This window comes from Paraburkholderia sp. CI3 (genome assembly GCF_050436505.1).
Classification (GTDB): domain Bacteria; phylum Pseudomonadota; class Gammaproteobacteria; order Burkholderiales; family Burkholderiaceae; genus Paraburkholderia; species Paraburkholderia tuberum.
In genome coordinates this window covers 1,864,261-1,889,963 of record NZ_JBNDMI010000004.1, presented here as the reverse complement: position 1 = coordinate 1,889,963, position 25,703 = coordinate 1,864,261, and the positions used below count along the sequence as shown (strand labels likewise).

21 protein-coding genes and 4 tRNA genes are annotated in these 25,703 nt (G+C 64.3%); 16 read left to right on the top strand and 9 right to left on the bottom strand.

Features of this window, described 5'->3' with window-relative positions:
• Positions 1 to 115: 115 nt before the first annotated feature.
• The 8 genes from uvrC to OKW29_RS29990 all read left to right on the top strand — a co-directional run bounded on the left by uvrC (position 116) and on the right by OKW29_RS29990 (position 6,160).
• On the top strand, positions 116 to 2,347 hold the full coding sequence (gene uvrC, locus OKW29_RS30025; RefSeq protein WP_429293622.1) for an excinuclease ABC subunit UvrC: 2,232 nt from the start codon (positions 116 to 118) through the stop codon (positions 2,345 to 2,347).
• 203 nt (positions 2,348 to 2,550) lie between these two features.
• Positions 2,551 to 3,144: a CDP-diacylglycerol--glycerol-3-phosphate 3-phosphatidyltransferase gene (gene pgsA / locus OKW29_RS30020; protein ID WP_062127799.1), complete on the top strand. Its 594-nt coding sequence runs from the start codon at positions 2,551 to 2,553 to the stop codon at positions 3,142 to 3,144.
• 196 nt (positions 3,145 to 3,340) lie between these two features.
• Positions 3,341 to 3,416, top strand: a tRNA-Gly gene (locus OKW29_RS30015).
• A gap of 60 nt (positions 3,417 to 3,476) precedes the next feature.
• Positions 3,477 to 3,552, top strand: a tRNA-Gly gene (locus tag OKW29_RS30010).
• Positions 3,553 to 3,680: 128 nt separating this feature from the next.
• Positions 3,681 to 3,754, top strand: a tRNA-Cys gene (locus OKW29_RS30005).
• 279 nt (positions 3,755 to 4,033) lie between these two features.
• The gene (locus tag OKW29_RS30000) at positions 4,034 to 4,606 is read left to right on the top strand and encodes a hypothetical protein (RefSeq protein WP_429293621.1); all 573 of its coding nucleotides are present in this window, start codon (positions 4,034 to 4,036) and stop codon (positions 4,604 to 4,606) included.
• Positions 4,607 to 4,770: 164 nt separating this feature from the next.
• Positions 4,771 to 5,520, top strand: a complete 750-nt coding sequence (locus OKW29_RS29995) for a TraB/GumN family protein (RefSeq protein ID WP_429293620.1) — start codon at positions 4,771 to 4,773, stop codon at positions 5,518 to 5,520.
• A 139-nt stretch (positions 5,521 to 5,659) separates the two neighbouring features.
• A complete protein-coding gene (locus OKW29_RS29990) occupies positions 5,660 to 6,160 on the top strand; it encodes a GNAT family N-acetyltransferase (RefSeq protein ID WP_429293619.1) in 501 nt (166 codons plus the stop codon).
• A gap of 11 nt (positions 6,161 to 6,171) precedes the next feature.
• Here the strand turns inward: OKW29_RS29990 and OKW29_RS29985 are convergent, their stop codons facing one another.
• Genes OKW29_RS29985 through OKW29_RS29975 form a run of 3 tightly spaced genes read right to left on the bottom strand, consistent with a single transcriptional unit; the run spans position 6,172 to position 8,200 of the window.
• Positions 6,172 to 7,056, bottom strand: coding sequence for a cytochrome c oxidase assembly protein (locus OKW29_RS29985; RefSeq protein ID WP_429293618.1), 885 nt, complete (start codon positions 7,054 to 7,056; stop codon positions 6,172 to 6,174).
• Positions 7,057 to 7,095: 39 nt separating this feature from the next.
• Positions 7,096 to 7,557 (bottom strand): copper chaperone PCu(A)C, encoded by a 462-nt coding sequence (locus OKW29_RS29980; protein WP_429293617.1) that lies wholly within the window; start codon positions 7,555 to 7,557, stop codon positions 7,096 to 7,098.
• Positions 7,558 to 7,585: 28 nt separating this feature from the next.
• Positions 7,586 to 8,200, bottom strand: coding sequence for an SCO family protein (locus tag OKW29_RS29975; RefSeq protein ID WP_429293616.1), 615 nt, complete (start codon positions 8,198 to 8,200; stop codon positions 7,586 to 7,588).
• 486 nt (positions 8,201 to 8,686) lie between these two features.
• Between OKW29_RS29975 and otsB the strand changes: the two genes are divergently transcribed.
• Both otsB and otsA read left to right on the top strand, forming a co-directional pair.
• Positions 8,687 to 9,436, top strand: a complete 750-nt coding sequence (otsB, locus tag OKW29_RS29970) for a trehalose-phosphatase (protein WP_090801136.1) — start codon at positions 8,687 to 8,689, stop codon at positions 9,434 to 9,436.
• 53 nt (positions 9,437 to 9,489) lie between these two features.
• Positions 9,490 to 10,968: an alpha,alpha-trehalose-phosphate synthase (UDP-forming) gene (otsA, locus tag OKW29_RS29965; RefSeq protein WP_429293615.1), complete on the top strand. Its 1,479-nt coding sequence runs from the start codon at positions 9,490 to 9,492 to the stop codon at positions 10,966 to 10,968.
• 89 nt (positions 10,969 to 11,057) lie between these two features.
• Here otsA and OKW29_RS29960 read toward each other — a convergent pair whose 3' ends face one another.
• On the bottom strand, positions 11,058 to 12,893 hold the full coding sequence (locus tag OKW29_RS29960) for an ABC transporter ATP-binding protein (protein WP_184071643.1): 1,836 nt from the start codon (positions 12,891 to 12,893) through the stop codon (positions 11,058 to 11,060).
• Between the two features lie 692 nt (positions 12,894 to 13,585).
• Here OKW29_RS29960 and OKW29_RS29955 point away from each other — a divergent pair.
• The 3 genes from OKW29_RS29955 (at position 13,586) to OKW29_RS29945 (ending at position 16,380) form a co-directional block, all read left to right on the top strand.
• Complete coding sequence (locus OKW29_RS29955; protein ID WP_429293614.1) at positions 13,586 to 14,650, top strand: glycosyltransferase family 4 protein; 1,065 nt, start codon at positions 13,586 to 13,588, stop codon at positions 14,648 to 14,650.
• A gap of 260 nt (positions 14,651 to 14,910) precedes the next feature.
• Complete coding sequence (locus tag OKW29_RS29950; protein ID WP_429293613.1) at positions 14,911 to 15,765, top strand: hypothetical protein; 855 nt, start codon at positions 14,911 to 14,913, stop codon at positions 15,763 to 15,765.
• A 150-nt stretch (positions 15,766 to 15,915) separates the two neighbouring features.
• Complete coding sequence (locus tag OKW29_RS29945) at positions 15,916 to 16,380, top strand: DUF2214 family protein (protein ID WP_184071647.1); 465 nt, start codon at positions 15,916 to 15,918, stop codon at positions 16,378 to 16,380.
• An 84-nt stretch (positions 16,381 to 16,464) separates the two neighbouring features.
• Here OKW29_RS29945 and OKW29_RS29940 read toward each other — a convergent pair whose 3' ends face one another.
• From OKW29_RS29940 to OKW29_RS29920, 5 genes are all read right to left on the bottom strand, one after another.
• Complete coding sequence (locus OKW29_RS29940) at positions 16,465 to 18,339, bottom strand: ABC transporter ATP-binding protein (RefSeq protein WP_429293612.1); 1,875 nt, start codon at positions 18,337 to 18,339, stop codon at positions 16,465 to 16,467.
• A 518-nt stretch (positions 18,340 to 18,857) separates the two neighbouring features.
• Positions 18,858 to 18,932 (bottom strand) — tRNA-Val (locus OKW29_RS29935).
• A 48-nt stretch (positions 18,933 to 18,980) separates the two neighbouring features.
• Positions 18,981 to 19,715, bottom strand: a complete 735-nt coding sequence (dnaQ, locus tag OKW29_RS29930; protein WP_429293611.1) for a DNA polymerase III subunit epsilon — start codon at positions 19,713 to 19,715, stop codon at positions 18,981 to 18,983.
• Positions 19,716 to 19,796: 81 nt separating this feature from the next.
• The gene (rnhA, locus tag OKW29_RS29925) at positions 19,797 to 20,243 is read right to left on the bottom strand and encodes a ribonuclease HI (RefSeq protein WP_184028269.1); all 447 of its coding nucleotides are present in this window, start codon (positions 20,241 to 20,243) and stop codon (positions 19,797 to 19,799) included.
• Complete coding sequence (locus tag OKW29_RS29920) at positions 20,240 to 21,130, bottom strand: class I SAM-dependent methyltransferase (protein WP_429293610.1); 891 nt, start codon at positions 21,128 to 21,130, stop codon at positions 20,240 to 20,242. Before OKW29_RS29920 ends, rnhA begins: the two co-directional genes overlap by 4 nt.
• Before the next feature lie 18 nt (positions 21,131 to 21,148).
• Between OKW29_RS29920 and gloB the strand changes: the two genes are divergently transcribed.
• The 3 genes from gloB to OKW29_RS29905 all read left to right on the top strand — a co-directional run bounded on the left by gloB (position 21,149) and on the right by OKW29_RS29905 (position 25,290).
• Positions 21,149 to 21,940, top strand: coding sequence for a hydroxyacylglutathione hydrolase (gloB, locus tag OKW29_RS29915; protein ID WP_187627998.1), 792 nt, complete (start codon positions 21,149 to 21,151; stop codon positions 21,938 to 21,940).
• A 157-nt stretch (positions 21,941 to 22,097) separates the two neighbouring features.
• Positions 22,098 to 23,786, top strand: coding sequence for a transglycosylase SLT domain-containing protein (locus tag OKW29_RS29910; RefSeq protein ID WP_187627999.1), 1,689 nt, complete (start codon positions 22,098 to 22,100; stop codon positions 23,784 to 23,786).
• Positions 23,787 to 24,048: 262 nt separating this feature from the next.
• Positions 24,049 to 25,290, top strand: a complete 1,242-nt coding sequence (locus tag OKW29_RS29905; RefSeq protein ID WP_429293609.1) for an MFS transporter — start codon at positions 24,049 to 24,051, stop codon at positions 25,288 to 25,290.
• Positions 25,291 to 25,703: the final 413 nt, after the last annotated feature.

Genomic DNA, 25,703 nt, shown 5'->3' with positions numbered 1-25,703 from the left:
GCGACATGACCCCCGGCGCACGATGCCGGGCTCCCGGCGGCGCAATCGGTGCAATCGGTGCAATCGGTGCAAGCGGCGAGGCAGCGCGAGACAGTCCCACCCCAATCGATCCCGCATGACCGAACCCGAAGCCAGCGACGCCCCCGACACCTTCGAGCCGAAAACAGTGCTCGCCCAACTGCCGCATCTGCCCGGCGTCTACCGCTATTACGACACGAGTGGCGCGGTGCTCTACGTCGGCAAGGCGCGCGATCTGAAGAAACGCGTATCGAGCTACTTCACGAAGACCCAGCTGTCGCCGCGTATCGCGATGATGGTCACGCGCATCGCGCGCATCGAGACCACGGTCACGCGTTCCGAGGCCGAGGCGCTGCTGCTCGAAAACAATCTGATCAAGGCGCTCACGCCGCGTTACAACATCCTGTTTCGCGACGACAAGTCGTATCCCTATCTGAAGCTGACGGGCCACAAGTTTCCGCGCATGGCCTATTACCGCGGCTCGGTCGATCGCAAGAACCAGTACTTCGGCCCGTTCCCGAGCGCGTGGGCGGTGCGCGAGAGCATCCAGATCCTGCAGCGCGTGTTCCAGCTGCGCACCTGCGAAGACTCGGTGTTCAACAACCGCACGCGGCCGTGTCTGCTGCATCAGATCGGCCGTTGCACGGCGCCGTGCGTCGCGAACATCAGCGAGGAGGATTACGCGCGCGACGTCGCCAACGCGTCGCGCTTTCTGCTCGGCCGTCAGGGCGAGGTGATGAAGGAGCTCGAGCAGAAGATGCATGCTTTCGCGAGCGAGCTGAAGTTCGAGCAGGCCGCGGCGGTGCGCAACCAGATGAGTTCGCTGTCGACGGTGCTGCATCAGCAGGCAATCGAAGTCGGCAGCGACAGCGACGTCGACATTCTCGCGGTAGTCGCGCTGGGCGGCCGCGTGTGCGTGAATCTCGCGATGGTGCGCGGCGGACGACATCTCGGCGACAAGGCGTACTTTCCCACGCACGTGGAGAGCGCGTTGACGGCGGAGGAAGGCGGGCTCGAAGAAGACGGCGATCAGGACGATGCATCGGCGGATGTGCGAGCGGTCGCGCCATCGGCCGCGGCGGCGAGCGCCTCGGCCGATGCGCTCGCGATCGCTCAGGACATGCCGTCGGAAGACGAGGACGCCGATGGTAGTGAAGAAGACGCGATCGACGAGGCTGCCGAAGCGACCCCGGACGCCGTCAGCGACGACGGCGCGGATGAAGGCACCGACGGGAACGCAGAGTCCGGCCCCGCGGCGAAGCGCCGCAAAAGCCGCGCGCCAGGCGGCATCGAATCCGAAGTGCTCGAAGCGTTCATCGCGCAGCATTACCTCGGCAATCGCGTGCCGCCGGTGCTGGTGGTCAGCCACGCGCCGGCGCGCGAACTCGTCGACGTGCTGATCGAGCAGGCGGGCCACAAGGTGACCGTACTGCGTCAACCGCAAGGACAGCGGCGCGCGTGGCTCGCGATGGCCGAGCAGAACGCGCGGCTCGCGCTCGCGCGCCTGCTCTCCGAGCAGGGCTCGCAGCAGGCGCGCACGCGCGCGTTGACCGACACGCTCGGCATGGAGTGCGACGACCTCGCGCATCTGCGCATCGAATGCTTCGACATCAGTCACACGATGGGCGAGGCGACGCAGGCGTCCTGCGTCGTCTTTCACCACCACAAGATGCAGTCGTCCGAGTATCGCCGCTACAACATCGCCGGCATCACGCCCGGTGACGATTACGCGGCGATGCGCCAGGTGCTCACGCGCCGCTACGAAAAGATGGTCGCGCAGGCCGCCGCGAATGCGAGCGACGAAGCCGCCGAATCGCAAAGTGACGCGGCCGCCGATCCCGCGCTCGCCGCCGATGCCGCCGAGCCGGCCGCGGCCGGCGGCGTGCTGCCGACCATCGTGCTGATCGACGGCGGCAAGGGGCAGGTGGAGATCGCGCGGCAGGTGTTCACGGAGTTGGGGCTCGATACTGGCATGCTCGTCGGCGTCGCGAAGGGCGAGGGGCGCAAGGTCGGTCTCGAGACGCTGATTTTCGCGGACGGCCGCACGCCGCTCGAACTCGGCAAGGAAAGCGCCGCGCTGATGCTGGTTGCGCAGATCCGCGACGAAGCGCATCGTTTCGCGATCACTGGCATGCGCGCCAAACGCGGCAAGACGCGCCAGACCTCGCGGCTCGAAGAACTCGAAGGCGTAGGGGCGAAGCGGCGTCAGCGCCTGCTGGCGCGCTTTGGCGGCTTGCGCGGCGTGGTGGCCGCGAGCGTAGAGGATCTCGCGAGCGTCGAAGGCATTTCGCAGGCGCTCGCCGAGCAGATCTACCGGCAACTGCATTGAATTGGCGGGCCACGCCGCGCCGTGATCGGAACGACGGTTCGTCGGGCCCGCGGCGTGGCGCTGCGGATGCGCTGGCTGCGAACCACGCGCCGGGGGCGGCTCGCTTGCCGCCCCCGCGCGGCCATGCCTGGGCGCGCTTGCTTGTGGCAGGCCCTGTGACACGGCACAATTGCAACTCACTCGTCAGACGCTGCGCCTGCCCCATGCCGTTTAATTTCCCGATATTCCTGACCTGGCTGCGGATCGTGCTGATTCCGCTCGTCGTCGGTGTGTTCTATTTGCCCGACATGATGATGAGCCCCGCGCACCGCAATCTCGCGGCCGCGACGATCTTCATCCTGGCGGCGCTCACCGACTGGTTCGACGGCTTTCTGGCCCGCAAATGGAATCAGACCTCGGCATTCGGCGCGTTTCTCGATCCGGTCGCCGACAAGCTGATGGTGACCGCGGCGCTGCTCGTGCTCGTGCAACTCACGCGGATCGATTCCGCGATCGCGCTCGTGATCGTCGGACGTGAAATCGCGATCTCGGCCCTGCGCGAATGGATGGCGCAGATCGGTGCGTCGAAGAGCGTCGCGGTGAACTCGCTCGGCAAGTTCAAGACCGCTTGCCAGATGGTCGCGATCCCGATGCTGCTGTTCTATGGCCCGCTGCCGCTCGGTGGCGGCGTGACGGTCGACACGCGCGTGTGGGGCCTGTGGCTGATCTATCTGGCTGCGTTCCTGACGATCTGGTCGATGCTGTACTACATGAAGCTCGCGTGGCCGCAGATTCGCGAGCGCGGCGGCATTGCGTGACGGTGTGAATAGAAGAGCACGGGGGGCGCAAAAGTGTGTTCGAACCCCGCACTACTACGAGAGAAATATTTCTTTAAAGCAGACGGGCAAAGGGGTTGACACGTTTCAGTCGATTCTCCATAATCTCGTTTCTCCGATTCACGCAACGCGAGACACCGGAGACGCAGTAAAGCAGTAGCGGTAAATGCAGCACAACGCGGGAATAGCTCAGTTGGTAGAGCGCAACCTTGCCAAGGTTGAGGTCGCGAGTTCGAGCCTCGTTTCCCGCTCCAGTATTCGAAGCATCGCATTGTTTGGCGAAGTAAAAAAGCAGCGCGGTGAAGCAGTTCAATGCGGGAGTAGCTCAGTTGGTAGAGCGCAACCTTGCCAAGGTTGAGGTCGCGAGTTCGAGCCTCGTCTCCCGCTCCATACATCAGGGGAAGCAGCGCTTCCCTTTTTGTTTGGAAGGCCGCTCGTTCTGAACTTCCAGAGCTTCGGTTCTTCTGGTAATCACCTGATAAATCTGCGAACCCGTGTCCAGGTTCCAGTCCGCTTGTGGCGCGATAGCAAAGCGGTTATGCAGCGGCCTGCAAAGCCGTTTAGGCCGGTTCGACTCCGGCTCGCGCCTCCAGTCTTTGATGTAAAGCGAAAGCCCCGACTTGTCGGGGCTTTTCTTTTTCTGTTCCTCTCTTCGCCAGCCTCGTCGATCGTCGTCATCAAGGTGAGCGGAGCGGTCGATCCGACTGCGTGCCGCAGACGTTCCTCCGAATCGATTAGAAATTGAGCGCGGATTTGATTGACTGCACGGCAGCGGTGTTCAGGAAGCAGTAGTTCTCTTGCGGCGTACCGCCGGACATATACATCGACGAGCGAGAGAGGGCCATCGGGCTGGAACCAGACGCACGAGCAGGTGACGGTGCTGCGGGCGACGCCATCGCACATCTATTTCGAATCGAAGATCTCCGGTTCGACGCAGGCGCCACGCGAAGTGATCGCCGGAGCGGACCGGCGCCGCGAGCGCAGCGTGAACGGCACCGATACAGTCGTGAACCGGCCGTTCGCGTTTCCGTTGTCGCCGGGTAAGAGCTGGACGGTCGAATACGCCGGGCAGCATCCGAACCGGGTATTCGCTTCGCAGAAGTGGAACTCGCAGTATCGGGTGGTCGGAACGGAAACCGTCGAAGTGCCCGCCGGCAAATTCCAGGCGATCAAGATCGAAGCCGAAGGCGACTGGGTCGCGCAACTCGAGCCGCGGCAGACGGTCACGCAAGCCACCCAGGTCGAGCAGGGCGACACCGCGATGATCACGCATGCGCAGAAACTCGGTCCTGTTCAGGCGACGGGACGCACGTATAAAGCGTTTTGGTATGTGCCGGAAGTCGGCCGTTGGGTGAAATCGGTGGAAGAGTATTACGGCAGCAATGGCGTGAGAAACGAGCGCTATACGACCGAACTCGAGTCGTTTAAAAAGAGCGGGCAATAATCGGGTTCAGGCGTTTGATGCGTTCCCGCATTCATTGGGGCAGCGCATTCCGCTCAACGGCGTGTCCGGCGCGCGCACGGGAAGGGCAACGCACGCCGGCGCGCCTCATCCAGGCCGGGCGATAGAATCGCACCACTGTCATCGCCCGTTTTCATTGAAGCCGTATGTATTTCCAACTCACCGGCACTCAGGTCCGCCTGCTCGGCTCGATGCATCTGTTTCCCGCGACGAGCCGTCGAACGCCGCCATGGGTCGCCGAAGCCTATGACTGGGCCGACGCGCTCGTATTCGAGTCCGACCCAGCAACGATCCTGCCGTTTCTCAAAGCCGACGCACACCCCGACGCCGCGCAACTGCGGCCCCGGATGCGCGACGAAGCCTGGACGCAACTGCAGGCGCTGTGGCCGACCGATGGCCTGCTCGCGCCGCTTGAAACACTGCGTCCGTGGGCCGCGCTGATCGTCGCGCCGACGCTGCTGCAGCAGGTCGTCGAGGGTGTCGAGCCGCGCATGTTGCGCTCGGCGCTCGCGCAGGCGAAGCCGTATCGCTATCTCGAGTCCGCGCGGGACGTCGCAGTCGCGCTCGAATCGATTCCGCTCGAAGCCATTGCCGCGGCGCTCGACATGCTGATGGCCGACCGCGGCGAACCGCAGCGCACGCTCGAACGGATGCACGCGGCGTGGCTGGAGGGCGATCTGCACGCGATACAGCAAATCGCCGTCGAATCGCCGATGTTCAATCTGGCCGGCATCCGTCAGGCGATTCTCGAGGTGCGCAATCGCGCGTGGGCCGCGCGGCTGAGCGACTTGCTGGACGTTCGCGAGCGCACGCTGGTGGTCGTCGGCGCGCTGCATCTATGCGGCCCCGGCAATCTCCCCGACTGTCTCGCGCGACCCGTGCAAGCGGTGTTCTGAACGCGTGCGCGGCTTTCGCGACTGAATACAGCCGTGTCGACTGCCCGGATGCCAGACCTGCGCATGCTCGATGACGAGCCGCGCGGCATAATTGCGGATCGTTGCCCGCGCTGTCGCGCATTGACCCTGAAAGCTACCGATGACTGAAGCGCAACACACCGCCGCCGCGCGGCTCGCCCAGCTCGAATGGCGCTGGAAGCCGTTCGGGAACCTCACGAGCGTCGAAGTCTATGAGATGCTGGCCGCCCGCAGCGCGGTGTTCGTCGTCGAACAGAACTGCGTGTATGGCGATATCGATGGGCTCGACGTCGAAGCCTGGCATCTGCTTGCGTATGGCACCGGCGACGGTGCGGCGCTGCCGCCGTTGGCCGGCTATCTGCGCGTGTTGTTGCCCGATGCGGCGGATGCCGATGTGCGCATCGGCCGGGTGTTGACGACCGCGCCGTTTCGCGGCATCGGTCTCGGCAATGCGATGCTCGAACGCTCGCTCGCGCAAATCCGTGCGCAGTGGCCCGATACGCCGATCCGTCTGCACGCGCAGGCGCATCTGCAAGGCTTTTACGGTGCGTTCGGCTTCGAGCCGGTCTCGGAGGTTCACGACGAAGACGGCATCCCGCATGTGTGGATGCGCGCGCTGTGAACGCGAACGGCTCAGCGGGGCACGTTCGTGGTCGTCGACGGCGCATGCGTGAGCCCGCGCGCCGCTTTTGCATGCCGCTCGGCGCGCAGGCGTCCGCGAGACGACAGCCGCATCCAGTGACGCAGCGCGATCAGCGCGCCGACCACGCTCATCATCGAACCCGGAATCCATAGCAGGAGCCCGCCGATCTGCTGATCGCGCATCGGGCTCAGCCACGTGAACGCGCGGCCGCAGATCGAGTAGATCGGATACAACTCGTGCGTCGTAAAAAAGATGAATGCGCCGAGAACGATCTGCGGCGGAATCGCCGCGATCACGACGAGCACGCGCTTGCCCGGAGACAGACGCGCGGGCGGCGCCGGACGCGGATCGAGTACGAGCCACCAGAACAGCAGGCCGTCGATCGCCATGCTCCAGTTCATTACGCGATAGAGCCGCCAGTCGAGCATCGCGACGAAATGGATCGGCGACAGCAGCCAGAAATAGATCAGCCCGACGAATAGCGTGACCGCGACGACCGGGTGCATGACGACGTTGAGCGCCGTGCGCACGAGCGGTGTTTGCAGCGCGGGCCGCACGAAGCGCTGTCGCCAGCGCAACGGAATTCCCGCGCGCAACGCCGCGCCCGGATACGACAGCGCAATGAAGAACGGCCCGAGATGATGCAGCACCAGATGCTGCAAGCGATGCATGAAGAATTCATGCTCGAAGAAATAATCGAGCCGCGTATGCAGCACGACATACAGCGCGACCAGCCCGAACCAGAATGACAGACGCCGCGCGAACGACAGCCGCGCCTTGCGCGCGCCGCGCACGAACAGGATCGCGGGGATCAGCAACGCGATCACGACGGTCGGCGAAAACTCCCAGGGATCGAGCCAGTAGAGCAGGTTCATGGCGATGGCGCGTGCGGTGGCGGCGGCCCGTCGTGCCGCTTACCTGGTCTGGCCCGGCGACTTGACCGCGAACGGCGCGCTCACTGTTTCGTCGTCGGAGAACTTCAGCGTCAGACGCACGGTGTCGCCCGGCGCGACCTTGTGCTTCGCGTCCTCGAGCATCACGTGATAGCCGCCCGGCGCGATCGCGACCTGGCCATGCGCGGGCACCGTCAGCTTGTCGACCATCACCATCTTCTGCGTCGAACCGTTCGATACGGTTTGATGCAGCATCGCATCGCCGTAGTCGTCGCTCGATACATCGACGAGGTCGATCGGCTTGTCGCTCGCGTTGACGAGCGTCGCATAGCCGGCCGCGGGCAGGTTGTTCGGCAGCCAGCGCACCCACGCGTCCTTGATGCTGATCGCGTGAGCATCGGCCGCTTGCGCGGCCGACGCGGCGCCGAGTGACAGCGCGAGCGCGCAGGCGAGGGAAGCGATTGGTTTGAGCTTGATCGTCATGATGGAATGGAGTGGGATCAAAGAAGAATCAGGATTGGTCATCGATGATGCGGCGCAGGTCCTGCGCGATCGCATCGGGCGTGTCGTGATCGGTGGCGAGCAGGCGCGCGCGGCCCCGGCTGTCGAACACATAGACGGCGGAGCTGTGCGTGACCTCGTAGTTGCCGTTCGGGTCGCGCTTTTCCATCTGATAAGCGACACGATAGCGCTTGGCCAGCGACTCGATCTGCCAGTCGGTGCCGCTCAGCCCTTCGGCGTGCTGTGCGTCGAACGCGCCGACATAGTCGTGCAAGGCCCGCGGCGTGTCGCGCGCGGGATCGACGGTGATGAACAGAATGCGCGCTTTCTGCGCATCGGGACCGAGCTTGCCGAGCACCTGCATCAGACGGCCCATCGTTTCGGGACAGACGTCCGGGCAATGCGTGTAGCCGAAGTAGACCAGCGACGTGCGGCCCCTGAACGACGCGGCGTTGACGGGACGGCCGGTGTCGTCGGTCAAGGTGAAGTCCAGATCCGGCAGGTGGCCGGTCACGTTGGTCAACTGCCACGGCTCGGCGCGCTGTGTGCAACCGGTCAGCGCGGCGAGCGCGACCAGCGTGCCCAGCGCAGTTGCCGCCGCAAGCCGGCGTGCCAACCCGTGCATCAAGCGGTGCGTGAGTCGCTTGGGTCGTGAGCGGGACAGGTTCGGCCGCTGGCGCTGGGGTGGCAGGATCGGGAACAAAGCAGGGTTCAATGACTCGATTGAAGAGCAGGCAACGCGAATCGATGGAGCAGGGGGCCGCACCGCCGCCCGATCATGCCGCGCAAGATTCGCGCGCGACACGCGATTGATTGAGAGCGTGCAACGATGTCCATCACACCGACGGTCCGCGTGGCAGCGACTGTAGCGCAAAATTGGCGCCAGCGTCGCGCAGCGCGCCGGGCGCACGATTTGCGAATCAATTTGACGCAACTTGCTGAAAGCCGGTTGAAGCCCGATCGTTGCGCTTTTGAACGCAATCGACAGAAGCGGATGGATAGATCGCCCATCGGGCTTGAGTCCCAGCTTACTTTCTCGAAAAATTGACGGATGCGCGGTAAGATGCGCACACTTTTCCGGCCATAGATGGCTGAAAGGCGAACCCAGGCGATGCAAGCACTTCCGGCTGTTCTGTCTCCGAGCGAGACGGCATTTTTCTTCGACTTCGATGGCACGCTCGTCGAACTCGCCCCCACACCGGACGGCGTGCTGGTGCAGCCGCGCGTGATCGACCTGCTGCGCGAACTGCGCAGTCTGACGAATGGCGCGGTCGCGGTGGTGTCGGGGCGCGGCATCGACAGCATCGACAGTTTTCTCGGCATGCCCGATCTGCCGGTCGCGGGTCTGCACGGCGCCGAGCGGCGCGATGCGAATGGCGACACGCAGCGCATCGGCTTTCACGACGAGCGCCTGTTGCGCATGGAGCAGGTGCTCGCGCAGGTCGTCAACGAACATCCGGGCATGCTGCTCGAGATCAAGGGCGCGGCGCTCGCGCTGCACTACCGCAACGCGCCGGACCGCGAGCCGGTCGCGCGCGAGGCGACCGAGCGGCTCGTCGCCGATTACCCCGCTTCTTACGTGCTGCAGCCCGGCAAGATGGTCTACGAGATCAAGCCGAAGGACGTCGACAAGGGCCGCGCGACGCGCGCGTTCCTCGACGAGCTGCCGTTCACCGGCCGCACGCCGATATTCGCCGGCGACGATCTGACCGACGAGAAGGGCTTCGCGGTCGTCAACGAGCGCGGCGGTCTGTCGATCAAGGTCGGCGCGGGCGAAACGATGGCGCACACGCGCGTCGAATCGGTGTCGTCGCTGCTCGACTGGCTCGAAACCATCGTCGCGGCGGCGCGCGGCGCATGACGCCGGCGGCCCCGTTCAACGAAAACAACATACTGCATCGGGAATCGCGCTTCATGAGCCGACTGATCATTGTTTCGAACCGGGTGGCGCCTATTTCGGAGGGCGGTCCGGCGGCGGGCGGTCTGGCGGTCGGCGTGTACGACGCGCTGAAGGAGACCGGCGGCATGTGGTTCGGCTGGAGCGGCGACGTGCTGACCTCCGGCCAGCCGCAGATCAAGCTCGAGGAGCGGGGTCCGGTGACCTTCGCGACCGTCCCGCTGATGCGGCGCGATTACGACCAGTACTACCGTGGTTTCTCGAACGCGACGCTGTGGCCCGCGTTCCACTATCGATCCGACCTGCTGCATTACGACCGGCACGACTTCGAAGGCTACTGCCGCGTCAACGCGTGGCTTGCGCAGCAACTCGTGCCGCTCCTGCGCGAAGACGACGTGATCTGGGTGCACGACTATCACCTGATTCCGTTCGCTCAGGCGCTGCGCTCGGCAGGCGTGAAGAACCGCATCGGTTTTTTTCTGCACATTCCGTTTCCGGCCGCGCAGGTGCTGCTGACAGTGCCGCCGCATCGCGAGCTCGTCGAGGCGCTGTGTTCGTTCGACCTGCTCGGCTTCCAGACCGGTCCCGATCTGCGCGCGTTCTGCGACTACGTGATCAACGAGGCGGGCGGCTCGATCGACGCGTCGGCGAAAGGACCGCTGAGTGTGCATGCGTTCGGCCGCACGTTGCGCGCCTCTGCGTATCCGATCGGCGTCTATCCGGACGAGATCGCCGAGCTCGCGAAGGCGGGCGAACGCGGCAAGCCGGTGCGCACGATGAAGGCGACGCTGCATTCGCGCAAGCTGATCATGAGTGTCGACCGGCTCGATTATTCGAAGGGGCTGGTCGAGCGATTCCGCGCGTTCGAGCGCCTGCTCGAGCATACGGCCGCGCAGCGCAACAAGGTGTCGTTCCTGCAGATCGCCCCGCCGACGCGCGCCGACCTGCACGCGTATCAAGACATCCGGCTACAGCTCGAAGGCGAGTCGGGACGGATCAACGGACGTTTCGCCGAACTGGACTGGACGCCGATCCTATACATCCACAAGCAGTACGAGCGCTCGGTGCTGGCGGCGCTGTTCCGTACCGCGCACGTCGGCTATGTGACGCCGTTGCGCGACGGCATGAACCTCGTTGCGAAGGAATACGTGTCGGCGCAGGATCCGGAGAATCCCGGCGTGCTGGTGCTGTCGCGCTTCGCGGGTGCGGCGCAGGAGCTCGACGGCGCGCTGATCGTCAATCCGGTCGATATCGACGGCATGGCCGAAGCCCTCGCGCGGGCGCTCGACATGCCGCTCGCCGAGCGCCAGGGGCGCTATCGCGACATGATGGCGCAGCTGCGCGAGAACAACGTGTCGGTGTGGCGCGATAACTTCATGCGCGATCTGCAGAGCGTCGAGGGCGCGAAGCGCGCCAGAAGCGGGAAAGCGCGCGCGGCCACGGGTGCGGCGGGCGCCGCGCGGAGGAGGGCGGCGCGCGAGAGCGTGACCGGCTAAGCCAAGCCGGGCCGCGAGCCAGACAGCAAAAAGCCGCTCCAGGGAGCGGCTTTTTTCAAGCGATGCGCAGCGCGTGGACCAGGCGTGCGTCAGGCTACGTGCTGTTCGTCGACCTTCTTGCCGCCGATATGCAGCGTCTGGCCCTTGCCGTACTGCTTCGAGAGCAGGTCGCGATAGAGGCCCGGACGCTGGCGCAGTTCTTCCGGCGTGCCGTCGTCGATGACCTTGCCGGCGCTCATCACGATGATCCGGTCGAAGTTGTTCAGCGTCGACAGACGGTGCGCGATCGCGATCACGGTGCGGCCGACCATCAGGCGGTCGAGCGCCTTCTGGATCGCTTCCTCGGACGCGCTGTCGAGCGCGGACGTGGCTTCGTCGAGCAGCAGGATCGGCGCGTTTTTCAGAATCGCGCGCGCGATTGCGATGCGCTGGCGCTGACCGCCCGACAGCTTCACGCCGCGGTCGCCCACGATCGTGTCGTAGCCTTCCGGCATCGCTTCGATAAAGTCCGCGCAACGCGCCTCGCGCGCGGCGGCGAGCACTTCCTCGCGGCTCGCGTCCGGGCGGCCGTACGCGATGTTCTCGTACACCGTGCGATGGAACAGCGAGATGTCCTGGGGCACCAGCGCGATCGCGTGGCGCAGGCTGTCCTGGGTAATCGACGCGATGTCCTGGCCGTCGATCTTGATCGCGCCACCCTGGGTCTCGTAGAAGCGCTGCAACAGCGCGAGCACGGTTGATTTGCCGGCGCCCGACTTGCCGATCAGCCCGACGCGCTGACCCGGTTCGATATCGAGGTCGAAGTGATCGAGAATCGGCCGGCGGCGCGGATAGGCGAACGTGACGCCGTCGAACGTGACGCGGCCGCCCTGCGGCACGAGTTCGGTCGCGTCGTCGCGATCGGGCATGCCGTGCGGTTCGAGCAGCGTGCGCACGGCCTCTGCGAGTCGCGCGACGTGCTGCGTGACGTCGACGAGCGCGACGGCGAGATCGCGCGTGCCGTGCAGGATCGTGAAGCCGAGCGAGCTGACGAGCACGATGTCGCCCGAGGTCGCGCGGCCCTGGTCCCACAGCCATAGCGCCCAGCCGAGCAGGCCGGCCGACAGCAGCGCGGTGACCACGGCGTGCAGCAGACGCAGCTTTTCCAGGTACAGCAGGCTTTGCTGGCGCGCGTCCATTTCCGACTTGACCGTCGAAGCAAAGCGGTGCTGTTCGCGGAAAGTCATGCCGAACGCGCGCACGAGCCCCATATTGCTGATCACGTCGACAAGCTCGCCGTCGACCGATGCCGCCTTGGTCGCGAAATTATGGTGACGCGCGGAACCGCGGCCCGCGAGCTTGTACAGCACGACCGACAGGATCGCCGAGCACAGCATCAGGCCGGCGGCCATCAGCGGGTTCACCGCGATGATCATCACGATCGCGCCGAGCACCGCGATGCACGGCGGCAGCACGTTCCACGCGGTGGTGTTTTCGGCGGTGTAGACGGCGTTCGAGGTCGCGGTGATCCGGCTTGCCAGCATGCCGGGCTGCTTTTCGGCGTAGTAGGTCGGCGAGTGGCCGCTCAGGTACTGAAACAGGTCGCGCCGCAAATCGCCCGTCACGGCGACGAACGTGTGCGCGGCGAACCAGCCGCCGATCCGCCACAACAGGTTGTCGGCAGCGATCAGGCCGACGAGGATCGCGAACGCGCCCCACAGCGGTCCCGGATGATGCCTGCCGCCGCCGAGCACGTCGATCAGATGTTTGATCGCGTACTGCGAAGCGAGTGCACAGCCCACGGCCGCAAACACGCTGCACAACACGATCGCATGCGCGAGCGGATGGCGGCGGATAAAGCGGAAGAGAAACGCAAGTGGCCGGTGCGCATAGCTCGCGAGCTTGGCGTTCTGGGCGTTACGCTGGGCGATGGTCAAGTGTTCCAATTGAGCTGAGATCGATGTGTGGGTTGTGCATGCAATGCGCGGACCACACGGACAAGTATGGCTCTCCGTGAAGCCGATGCTTCGCATTGTAAACATGCAAAGGCGATTGCGCCCTGTGTATCCGGGCTTTGACGCGATTGATTTCGCGATGGACCTCCGCGATCTGCGTCGTCCCGACACACCAGCCGACGGGCCATTCAGGCAGATTGCGGAAAATTTCGAGATATAATTACAGATTGCATTCAACCGCGCTGCGGCAATTTTGCAATTCCTACCGGCAACGTTGATGGGCGAGAGCTCGCAGACACGGTACCGCCGCGCCTCCCGAAACCTCGTGGATACTGTAGAACTGTCTTTGAAAACAAGGGTTTGCAAAGTGTTTCGCGTTTGTAACAACGTAAAGACTTTGAAATGCTGCGGTGCTGCAACAATCCGGGCATCCATAATGCGTGCTCGTTAGCCCGGCAATTTTTCTGACAGTTTGTCAACGTCGGTGCAACGGGCGCGTTTACTCGCACATGCCCAGTCGCTGATCCACTTGTCCGGGCTCGTTACCAAGCGATCCATCGCAGGATTTCTCAAAAGAATCAGGCCCGCGCCGGCATTTCCGGCCAGACTGCCCTGGCGAGCAAGCGAGTCGCTTTTTCCAAATGCAGTACATTTGCCTGATTTTTTACTAGGAGTTCGTCAATATGCGAATCGCTCAAATCGCTCCGCTGCACGAGGCGGTTCCTCCCAAGCTGTACGGTGGTACGGAACGCGTGGTGTCCTATCTGACCGAGGCGCTGGTCGAGCAGGGCCACGACGTCACGCTGTTTGCAAGCGGTGATTCGCAAACCTCGGCGAAGCTCGAAGCTTTCTGGCCGCAGGCGCTGCGTCTCGACCCGACGATCCGCGACGTGATGGCGCCGCACATGCTGCTGCTCGAAGAAGTGCGCCGCCGCGCGGACGAATTCGACGTGCTGCATTTCCACATCGACTACTACCCGTTCTCGCTGTTCGCGCGTCAGCCTGTGCCGTTCGTCACGACGCTGCACGGCCGTCTCGATCTGCCTGAACTGCAGCCGATCTTCAACACGTTCAATGACGTGCCGGTCGTGTCGATCTCGGACAACCAGCGCATTCCGCTGCCGCAGGCGCACTGGCTGCAAACCGTCTATCACGGTTTGCCGGAAGACGTGCTCAAGCCGATTCCCAACGTCGAGCCCGGCTACCTCGCATTCCTGGGCCGCGTCTCGCCGGAGAAGGGGCTTGACAGGGCGATTCGCATCGCCGGGCAGGCAGGCATGAAGCTCAAGGTCGCCGCCAAGATCGACAAGGCCGACCGTGCCTACTACGAAGAAGTCATCAAGCCGCTGATGTCGTTGTCGCACGTCGAGTACATCGGCGAAATCGGCGAAGCTGAAAAGCGCGAGTTTCTCGGCAACGCGCGTGCACTGGTGTTCCCGATCGACTGGCCGGAGCCCTTCGGTCTCGTGATGATCGAGGCGATGGCTTGCGGCACGCCGGTGATCGCGTTCAATCGCGGTTCGGTGCCGGAAGTGATCGAAAACGGCTTGTCGGGTTTCGTCGTCGAGGACGAAATCAGCGCGGTCGCCGCCGTCAAACGTCTGCACACGCTGCCCCGCGCTGGCGTGCGCAAGGCGTTCGAGGCGCGCTTCTCGTCGAAGGTGATGGCGCAGAACTACGTCGCCACCTATGAAGAGCTGCTGCGCCGCAAACATCGCACGGTGCTGCGCGAAGTCAACGCGGGCTGATTGGCGATTGATTCGCCGCGGTTGTTTCGCGGTAGATAAAACGCTGGCGGCAGGAACCCGTTGCACGCTTCCCTCGCTGCTCTGAACGCCCCGCCGGCACGTCGCCGGCGGGGCGTTGTTGCATGCGCGCTGCGTTTTTTGTCGGTGCACAACTGAAAATACGGGTTTCCGCGCGGCGCGAACGAGCCAGTCTCGGTAATATCCCTATAATTGCCGTGCCGCAAATTGGGCTGCGGTGCCGCCGACGACAGGAGGATGCCTTGGCGAGAACGAAGGAGACGCGCGCGAACGCCGCGCCCGGCGCCGGAACGATTTTTACGTTGCGCGCCATCGGTCTCGTGCTCGCCGCCCGCTGGTTTTTCTCGATGTCCGAGATGAAGCTGACCACCGCGCTGACCGCGATGGCGTCTTCACCGTGGGCATGTATCAACCTCGTTTTTCTGTTCCTGCTGATCTTCTTGCCGGGCGCGCGCGCCGTCGCGGAGCGTCCGTTCCATCCGTTGCCGCAATGGCTGCGTCAGGCGCTGCGCCTGTTCGCGTTCCTCGGGTTTCTGTTTGCGCTGTGGTCGGTCGGCGCGTTCGTCGCGAGCGCAGGCTGGCGTCGCGCGATGCAGGCGGTCGCGGCCAGCAACGGTTGGCTCGTCGCGGCGCCGGTGCTGTATGCGATCGTCTTGTGGATCTGCCGGCCGCTGCCGTTGTGGCGCACCAATGTGGCGGCGCGGCGCTTTGCGATCGGCCGCTATGCGGTGTCGCTCGATCCGCTGACCCGCACCGTCGTCGTGTGGGCTGAGCGGCGCAAGGTGGGGCAATACGATGCGCGCGAATTGTCGGTGCGCTGGGCGAGCGGTTCCAATGCGCGCGCGACGCCGGCGCCGGCGCCCGCGGTCGCGTTCGGCGCGGCGGGCAAGGCCGGCGCGTCAGCGGCGCCGATAGGGTCGGTCGCGGCGCCCTCGCTTGCACGCAGCGCGTTCGGCGTACGTCCGAAGGTCGAGTTGCTGTGGGATTCGCCGGCCGCCGCGGGTCATAACCGGCAGACCGTTTTCCGCGCCGCGCTGACGACCGAAGGCGATCGCGTCGCCGCCCGCGCGCTCGACACGACGCTGCGCCAGGTCTGACGCTGCATGTTTCGTGCTATCGGTCACATCGCGTGGCCGATGCACGCATCCCGAAGCGAAGCTTCGTCGATAATGCAATCAAGGCGCCCGGCCTGCAGGCGGGCGAGTGGGACACTCATCGATCGTATCGCGTCTTTCGCAGGAGTCGCCATGCTGGTTCGCTGGTTGCTTGCCGCCCTTCATCTGCTCGCTTATGGTTTTGCGCTCGCGTCGATTCTCAGACGCACGTGGTCGCTGCGTCGCGCGTCGGTGCCCGCCGCGTTGCGTTCGGTGTTCCGCGCCGATTCAGGCTGGGGCATCGCCGCGCTGGTGCTGATCGTGACCGGCCTGATGCGCATGTTCGGTAGCTATGAGAAGGGCGCCGACTACTACCTGCACCAGCCGCTCTTTCACGTGAAGATGACGTTGCTGGTGCTGATCCTGATCCTCGAAGTGCCCACGATGCTCGGCCTGATGCGCTGGCGCGCGTCGATCCGCAGCGGCGCGGCGCCGAATCTGAAGAAGGCGCGATCCTACGCGCATTTCAGCGTGATCCAGACCGTGCTGCTGGTTCTGATGGTGTTTGCCGCGACCGGAATGGCGCGCGGCATCGGGTTGCCCGCCGGCGCGGTGTAGCGCTGCGGGCCTTCTATTGCCAGGGGCAGGTGGCGCCAGGCGTGGCATCGTTTGCCGCGAAGCCTGGTGCATGCCTGCGTCGCGCTAGCCGACCAACAAGCCAGAATCGTCGACCCGGTCGGCTTTGACCTTTGCCGACTCGCGCACGAGCTCCGGCTCGCCGAGACCCTTGATCAGCTCCAGCGCCTGACGCTCGAACAAGCGACGGTACAAGCCGTTGTCGCGTTTGATCAGCGCGTCGTGGCTGCCTTCCTCGATCACGTTGCCCTTGTCGAGCACGAGGAGCCGGTCGAGCGCGCGCACCGTCGACAGCCGATGCGCGACCACCAGCGTCGTGCGCCCCTGCATCAGCCGCTCCATCGCGCGCTGGATCAGCACTTCGCTTTCGCTGTCGAGGCTCGACGTGGCTTCGTCGAGAATCAGGATCGGCGCGTCGGCGAGAAAAGCCCGCGCGATCGCGACGCGTTGACGCTCGCCGCCCGATAGCTTGATGCCGCGTTCGCCGACCAGCGTGTCGTAGCCGTTCGGCAGCGCGGCGATGAAGTCGTGCGCGCTCGCGAGCCGCGCGGCCCGCTCGATGTCGGCGCGGCTCGCGCCGGGCCGTCCATACGCGATGTTCTCGGCAAGCGAGCGGTGAAACAGTAGCGGCTCCTGCTGGACGATCGCGATCTGGCTGCGCAGCGACGCTTGCTGGACCTGCGCGATGTCCTGGCCGTCGATCGTGATCCGCCCGCCCGAAATGTCGTGAAGGCGCTGGATCAGCTTGATGAAGGTCGTCTTGCCCGAGCCGGAATGACCGACCAGCCCGACGCGCTCGCCCGGCGCGATGCGGATGGAAAAGTCGTCGTAGAGCGGCCGGCTGTGCGCGCCATAGTGAAACGACACCTGCTCGAAGCGGATCTCGCCGTCGCGGATCGCGATGGCGCCGGCGCCGGGACGATCCTCGACGCCGAGCGGCTGACTCTCGAGCGACACCAGTTCCTCCATGTCGTTGACCGAGCGCTGCAGGTTACGGATGTGCATGCCGATGTCACGCAGATAGCCTTGCAGCATGAAGAACATCGTCAGCGCGAACGTGATGTCGCCGACGCTCGCTTCGCCGCGTGCCCACAGCAGTAGCGCCACGCCGAGAATCGCCGCCTGGATCGCGGCCAGCATGCCGCCCTGGAGGCCGCCGTTGAGCGTGCCGCGCACCCACGTGCGGCGTGTGCGTTGCCGCCATTTGCCGATCACGTGCGCGAGGCGCGCTTCCTCGCGCGCTTCCGCGCCGAATGCCTTGACGACGCCGTTGCAACTGACCGCATCGGCGAGCGCGCCGCCCATGCGTGTGTCCCACGCGTTCGCGAGACGCGCGGACGGCGCGACGAAGCCCAGCGACACCGTCACGGTCACGCCGATATACAGCAGCGAGCCGATGCCGACGACGATGCCCATCATGAGCCAGCGCGAGCCGAGCAGCAGGGTCGCGCCGATCAGCATCGCCAGCGATGGCAGCAGCGCGATCAGCAGCGTGTCATTCAGCAGGTCGAGCGCCCACATGCCGCGCGTGATCTTGCGCACGGTCGAGCCGGCGAAGCTGTTCGCGTGCCAGTCGGTCGAAAAGCGCTGCACGCGATGAAACGCGCGCGCGGCGATCTCGCTCATCATCTTCAGCGTGAAGCGGATGATGTTGAAGTACACGCCCTGGCGCAGCAGCGTCGCGGTGAGGCCGAGCGCGGCGAGCGCGCCGAAGGCCGCGAGCGCGTGATGCCAGATGGGCGCCGACGACGCCGGACCGGCCGCGATCGCGTCGACGAGACGTCCGGCGAAGACCGGCGTCAGGATGTCCGCGCCCGCCGTGAACAGCGCGAGCGCCGCGATCACGACGATGCGCCCCGGCTGTTGCGCCCAGTGACGGAAGGTGAAGCCGAGGATATCCTTGAAGGCTTGTCCGCGAAAGTCGAGTTTTCTGTTGGCCATTTGCTTTGGGCCCGGCGAAGCACGAGCGCGCCGAGATTCCAGTCAGAAGCGAAAAAGGGGTAGACAGCCAGCGGATGCCGGAATCCGCGCGGCAAGGCGCGAAAAAATACGACGGCAAACAACGGCAACGGAACAACGGACTGTCTGGAATGAACGCGGTGCGCCTGCCGAGGCGGCGGCGCATCAGCGACAACGCTGCGGCTTCAAGGTCGCATCGGTCGTGGCGGACGGGCCGGCGGTCGTGGAACCATGCGGGCGAGCGCGCGATGCACTGCAAACATGTGGCGCCTCCCTGAGATGGTTCAAGATGGAGAAACCGGACGGAGCCGGACCGGGCGAATGCCCGTTTGCCGAATATAGCAATAGTGCGGGGCGCACGCCAACCTACGGAACGACGTGGTTCTATAGCCAACGATATCTCGTATGGCGCACGCGACGTATTTGCCGGCAAATAGAAAAAGGGCTTACACATTGCTGCGTAAGCCCTTTTGTCTTCGGTGATCGACACACCAAGAATCTGGTGGGTAGTACTGGGATCGAACCAGTGACCCCTGCCGTGTGAAGGCAGTGCTCTACCGCTGAGCTAACCACCCGAAGAGATCGAAATTATGTCAGGGAATTTAGGGTTCGTCTAGTCTTTTTTAAGCAGTTTGCTCATCAGTTGCCGGCGCGGGTTCAAGACGCCATACGCTCGCGCCTTTGAGCGCCTTGTCGAGATCGTCGAGTACGGTTTCGTGCGCGGTGCTTTCGTCGTCGCTCGCAGCGATCACGACCAGTTCCAGCGAGTCGAGTGCGACACGCGGCGCATGCGTATCGCCGCCGGCCTGCGCTTCGCCGAGCATGTCGATGACGAGGCTTTCCTGACCGCGCGTCATCGCCAGATAGACCTCGGCGAGCAGTTCCGAGTCGAGCAGCGCGCCGTGCAGCGTACGGTGCGCATTGCTGATGCCGAAGCGGTCGCACAGCGCATCGAGCGAATTGCGCTTGCCGGGGAACATCTGCTTGGCTTGCGCGAGCGTGTCGATGATCTCGCCGCAGTGCGTGCTCACTGGCGGCAGACCGAGCAGCGCGAACTCGGCGTCGAGAAAGCCGATGTCGAATGGCGCGTTGTGGATGATCAGGTCCGCGTCCTGGATGAAATCGCGGAACTGGTCGATGATCTCCGCGAACTTCGGCTTGTCGCTCAAAAATTCCGTGGTGAGGCCGTGCACCGCGAGCGCGCCCGGATCGCTGTCGCGCTCGGGGTTGATATAGAAGTGCAGGTTGTTGCCGGTCAGCCGGCGGTTCACGAGCTCGACGCAACCGAGTTCGAGAATCCGGTCGCCGCCGCGGGCGTTCAGGCCGGTAGTTTCGGTATCGAGGATCAGTTGACGCATGTCGGATTAGCCTGCTTCGAAAAAATTGCGGAAAAAAAGCGGGGAGGGCGGCGCGCGGTGTTGCCGATGCGCGCACGCTCTTTACATCTCGGCGAGCGATGCCACGCCGCGATTGGCCAACTGATCGGCGCGCTCGTTTTCCGGGTGGCCATTGTGGCCGCGCACCCAGCGCCATTCAATCTCGTGTTGCGCGACGAGCGCATCGAGCCGCTTCCACAGATCGGCGTTCTTGACCGGCTGTTTCGCCGCGGTGACCCAGCCTTTCTTCTTCCAGCCGTGAATCCACTCGCTGATGCCTTTCTGTACGTACTGCGAGTCGGTGTGCACGATCGCCTTGCACGGGCGCTTCAACGCCTCGAGCGCGGAAATCACGCCCATCAGCTCCATGCGATTGTTGGTCGTGTTGGCCTCGCCGCCGAACAGTTCTTTTTCCTGGCTGCCGAAGCGCAGCAACGCGCCCCAGCCGCCAGGGCCGGGATTGCCCTTGCAGGCGCCGTCGGTATAGATGTCGATGTGATCTGGAGTCATTCGGTGTGGTTTCGTGTATTCGGGGTGGCGGCGGGCGCGAGGCCTGCCGCGAGCACGGGCTTTTTCACTTTGAGCGGCCCGACGAGACGCATGCCGCGCACGCGCTTGATCGCCTTGATCATGTAGGTGGCGCCGAAAATCGGCCACCAGCGGTCGCCGGCGGCTTCCATGAAGCCGTAACGCGCGAGCCATTGATCGCTCGCGAGCGGCGGACGATAACAGCCGAAGCGCCCGCGTTCAAGGTCGAAGCCGAGCAGCTTGATCCAGTCCTTCAGGCGCGTGAACGCGATCAGATCGACGGCGGAGGGCACGAACGGGCGGCCTGTCATCTTGCCGATCGACTGCCGTACTCCCCACAGCGACAACGAGTTGAAGCCGAGGATGATCAGTTGGCCTTCAGGCACCAGCACGCGTTCGGCTTCGCGCAGCAGCCGATGCGGGTCGCTGGTGAATTCGAGCGTATGCGGCATCACGAGCAGGTCGACGCTTTGCGCTTCGAACGGCAGATCGAGCAGGTCGCACCAGACCGCGCTGCGCCCGGCCGGCGCGTGCAGACCAGGGGCGCCTCGCGCGGCGTTCGCGGGGTTGTCGTCGCCAGCGTCGCCAGCCTTGCCCGCGCTGCTGATGCCGCTCACGCTGCCACGACGTGCCCAGCGCGGATACGTGTACGGCGCGCTCGCGCCGCTCGCCGCGTCGAGCACGAGGCCGCGGCAAGGCATGCGGTTCTCGCGCAACGCGTCGAGCTGCGGCAGGCCGAGTTGCAGCGCATGATAGCCGAACACGTCCGACACCACGCGATCGAGCTGGGTTTGCTCCCAGTCGAGCACGTAGCGGCCTGGCGGCGAATCGGTCCAGGCGGGCCAGTCTATAATCGCTCGGTCAGTCATATTAAAAATGCGTCGCCTATGAATGCGCTCGAGTACGTACCGGTCCCGGCGTTTGAAGACAATTACATCTGGGTCATTGCCGACGGACACCACGCGGTCGTCGTCGATCCGGGCGAAGCCGCCCCTGTGCGCGCCTGTCTGGCCCAACGAGGCTGGCGGCTGAGCGCTATTTTACTCACGCACCATCATCAAGACCACGTCGGCGGGGTGGCCGATCTGCTGAACGGCCAGGACGTGCCGGTCTACGGCCCCGCCGGCGAAGCGATCGCGCACCTGACACATCGCCTCAAAAGTGGCGACCACGTGACGATCGCTGTACCCGCACTTGAATTCAGCGTGCTCGACGTGCCCGGTCACACGAGCGGACACATCGCCTATTTCCAGGCGGCCGATACGCGCGGCACGCCGCACGTGTTTTGTGGCGACACACTGTTCGCGTGCGGTTGCGGGCGCCTTTTCGAAGGCACCCCGCAGCAGATGCTGAATTCGCTCGATGCGCTCGCCGCGCTGCCCGGCGCAACCGAAGTGCATTGCGCACACGAATACACGCTGTCGAACATTCGCTTCGCGCTCGCTTGCGAGCCGCATAATGCCGAACTGCAGGCGTGGCGCGACAAGGCGAACGAGTTGCGCGCCCGCCACCAGCCGACGCTGCCGACCACGATTGCGCACGAGCGCGCGGTCAATCCGTTCCTGCGCGCAGGCGAGCCGGCGATCCAGTCGAACCTCGAAGCACGATTGCACGAAACGGTGTCTGACCGGCTGAAGGCCTTCACATTGATGCGCGAATGGAAGAACCGCTTCCGTTGATCCGGAGCGCATTCGGCGGTTCTTCACGCGATGAATCGGAAAAATTCGCCAAGCCCCAGATTTGGTTGATTTTTTTCTTGATTTTCCAATTGACGGAAACGTTGACGTTTCGTACTATCGGCTGCAAATTCCAGCCCTTGTGGAAACCGAGACGTTCATGCGATTTATCTTAAGTGCGTTATTGGTCCTGACACTCGCCGCGTGCGCGAGTCAGGGACCGACGACGAATACCGCCACTAACCCCGCCAGCCAGCAGGCCGTAGCCGACGCCCTTCGCAAGAACGCCACCGCTAAAGAAACCATCAACGTCGACCAGAGCTCCGTCAATCAGTTGACGAGCCAGGACGCCGATCTGTGGGGCCGCATTCGCCGTGGCTTCCAGATGCCGGACCTGCAGAGCGACCTCGTCGACATGCAGCTGAACTGGTATCTGCAGCGTCCCGATTACGTGCAGCGCATGACCGAGCGCTCGCAGAAATACCTGTATCACATCGTCGAGGAACTTGAGTCGCGCCATATGCCGACCGAGCTCGCGCTTTTGCCGTTCATCGAGTCTGCATATAGCCCGCAGGCTTTGTCGGTCGCCAAGGCTGCGGGTATGTGGCAGTTCATGCCGGGCACGGGCCGGACCTACAACCTGAAGCAGAACATGTGGCAGGACGAGCGCCGCGACGTGCTTGCGTCGACCAGTGCCGCGCTCGACTACCTGTCGAACCTGCACGACATGTTCGGCGACTGGCAACTCGCGCTCGCTGCGTATAACTGGGGCGAGGGCAACGTGCAGCGCGCGATCGCGCGCAACGAGGCGGCGGGTCTGCCGACCGACTACATGAGCCTGCGTCTGCCGAACGAAACGCGCAACTACGTGCCGAAGCTGCAAGCGGTCAAGAACCTCGTGATGAACCCGCAGATGTACGGGCTCACCCTGCCGTCTATTCCGAACCACCCGTACTTCGTGACGGTCACGACCTCGCACGACATCGACGTCGACGTCGCCGCGCGGCTCGCCAACATGTCGACGGACGAGTTCCGTTCGCTGAACCCGTCGTTCAGGAAGCCGGTGATTCTCGGCGCGACGCAGCCGCAGATTCTGTTGCCTTTCGACAACGCGTCCGCGTTCGAGCGCAATCTGAAAACGTACTCGGGCTCGCTGTCGTCCTGGACGACCTACACGGTCGATGCACGCGCGACGCCCGCGGCGATCGCACAGAAGATCGGCGTCGACCCCGACACGCTGATGGAAGTGAACAAGATTCCGGTCGGTATGCGCCTGAAGCCGGGCTCGACGATCGTCGTGCCGCGCGGCTCGGACGACGACGAGGACATCAGCGCCGACGTCGCCGAAAGCGCGGTGCTCGCGATGGAACCCGACGTACCCGACACGCGCAAGATGCTGATCCGCGTGCGTCGCAATCAGTCGATGGCGGCCATCGCGGTGCGCTACGGCGTGTCGGTCGGTCAGCTGAAGGCGTGGAACAGGACGCATCGCGATCAGGTTTCGCGCGGCCAGGTGATCGTGCTGCACGTGCCGGTCGGCAAGCCGGTACCCAGCGAGCCGGGTCCGGAAAAGATCGCCGCCGACGTGCAGGGCGGCAGTGTGCAGAAGATTGGCGTCCACGTCGCAGACACACACGGTGAATCGCGCTACGATAAGAAGAAAGGGCGCGGCCACTCCGCCGTCGTCAAGGTCTCCGAGCCGGGCGGCAAGGGTAACAAGCCGGCGGCGCCCGTTGCCAGCAAGGGCAAGGTCGAGAAGGTCTCGGCCTCGGAGCCCGGCAAGGCGTCGAAGGCCGCGGCTGAGAGCCGCCCGAAGACCGTGGCCAACGCGAAGAAGAAGGGTAAATAGACCAATAGCGGCTCTCACGGTAGTGACCACATGCGTTGCGGGGGCAGCGCATGGATTGCGCTCCGATCACGTACCGTGTTCATCCAACGCCGTCACCTCAGGGTGACGGCGTTTTTCATTGCGCGGACGATTCCTGCGCGTTTGCGGTATTTACTTTATTGTCGTGCTTCGGCCGCGTTGGCCGCGGGGTGCCGGTTCGTCCTGATCCGTCCGAATCTCGGGAGAGGTTCTTGAGGTCATTTCCAGGTTTACTTCCTGATTTATGTCGTCGACCCAACTGCGCGTCTTTCTGCTTTTTTCCGCCGGCTACTTCGTCTCTTACGTGTTTCGCGGCGTCAATCTTGGTTTCGCGCCGTTCATCACGCGCGATCTCGGTCTGTCAGCCGCCGATCTGGGTGTGCTGACGAGTCTGTATTTCCTCGGTTTCGCGGGCGCGCAGATCCCCGCTGGCGTGCTGCTCGATCACTTCGGCGCGCGTCGCGTGACCTCCGTCACGTTGCTTTTTGCCGCGCTCGGCATCTGGGTATTCGGCGCCGCGCACAGTCTCGGCATGATGATGGTCGGGCGGCTGCTGATCGGCGTTGGCGTGTCGGTGTGCCTCGGCGCCGCGTTCAAGGCGCTCGCGCAGCATTTTCCGGTGGCGCGTTTGCCATTGATGAACGGGCTTGTGATGGCGATCGGCGGTTTCGGCGGCGTGATGGTCGGTTCGCCGCTCACGTGGGTGCTCGGTTTTTCCAGCTGGCGCCCGGTTTGCGTCGGACTCGGTGTGTTGACGGTAGCGGTTGCGCTCGCGCAATGGACGCTCGCTCCGGACGTGCGCGAAACGCATCGCCAGGCGAGCATCGTCGCGCAGTTCAAGGGTACGTGGCACATCCTGCGCAGCGCGGCTTTCTGGAAAATCGCGTCGTTCTCGGTCGTTACGCAAGGCGTCTTCTACGCGATGCAGTCGTTGTGGGTCGGAGCATGGCTGCGCGACGTACAAGGCTTCGAGCCGCACCAGGCGGCGGCGCTCGTGTCGATTCTCGGCTTTGCGATGATGGCCGGCTGCGTCGGTTTCGGCGCGGCGGCGCGTAGTCTCGAGCGGCGCGGCCTCTCGCTGTACGCGTTCTGCGGCATCGGCATGGCGCTATATGTGCTGACGCAGATGCTCATCATGTTTAACGCGCCGTTGCCGGCGAGCCTGTTGTGGGCCGCCTACGGCATCTTCGGCGGCACCGGGATTCTGAGCTACGCGGTGATGGCGCGGCATTTCCCGCCGCAGATGATCGGCCGGGTCAACACGACGCTGACGCTAATTATTTTTCTGCTGATCTTCGGTTTCCAGATCCGCGTTGGCGCGGTGCTGTCGCACTGGCCGGCGAGCGGCGGGCATTACCCGGCGCTCGCGCATCTGAGGGCGTGGGAAATCCTCGTCGCGCTGCAGGTGCTGAGTGCGATCTGGTACGTGTTGCCGGGTCGGCAGCTTGTCCGTTCGGGCGAGATGCGCGCGGAACAGGAGGCCTGAACGGCCGCGCCAGGTCTTGCGTCGGACCCGGAGGGGCCGCCACGGCGGTTCGGTCCCCGTCAATAGTGGTGTCTCGACAGAACCGCATAGACAGGCGTGGCAAGTACCTGGCGGCGCGGCCCGGCAAGGCTTTGAAGGTCCGCCCAGGCACGTCGCCTCAACGCCTCGTCCTATCTCCCATTTGGAGGGAACAGTGGATTCAGGCTATAATTTGAAGGTTTGAGCTTATCCACCCGCACCCTAGCGCCTACCTCCCCCATACCGTTCATCCGCCGCGCGCCATTGGGCTAGCAAGAAGGGCTCCACACCCAGCCGAGTCGTCCACGCAATGGACCCATCGCGCCCCTTGCAGCGTCACCGGCAACTCGCGAGCGAGTCTGCGCGCGCATCCACGATGTGTTTCGCTGCGGCTT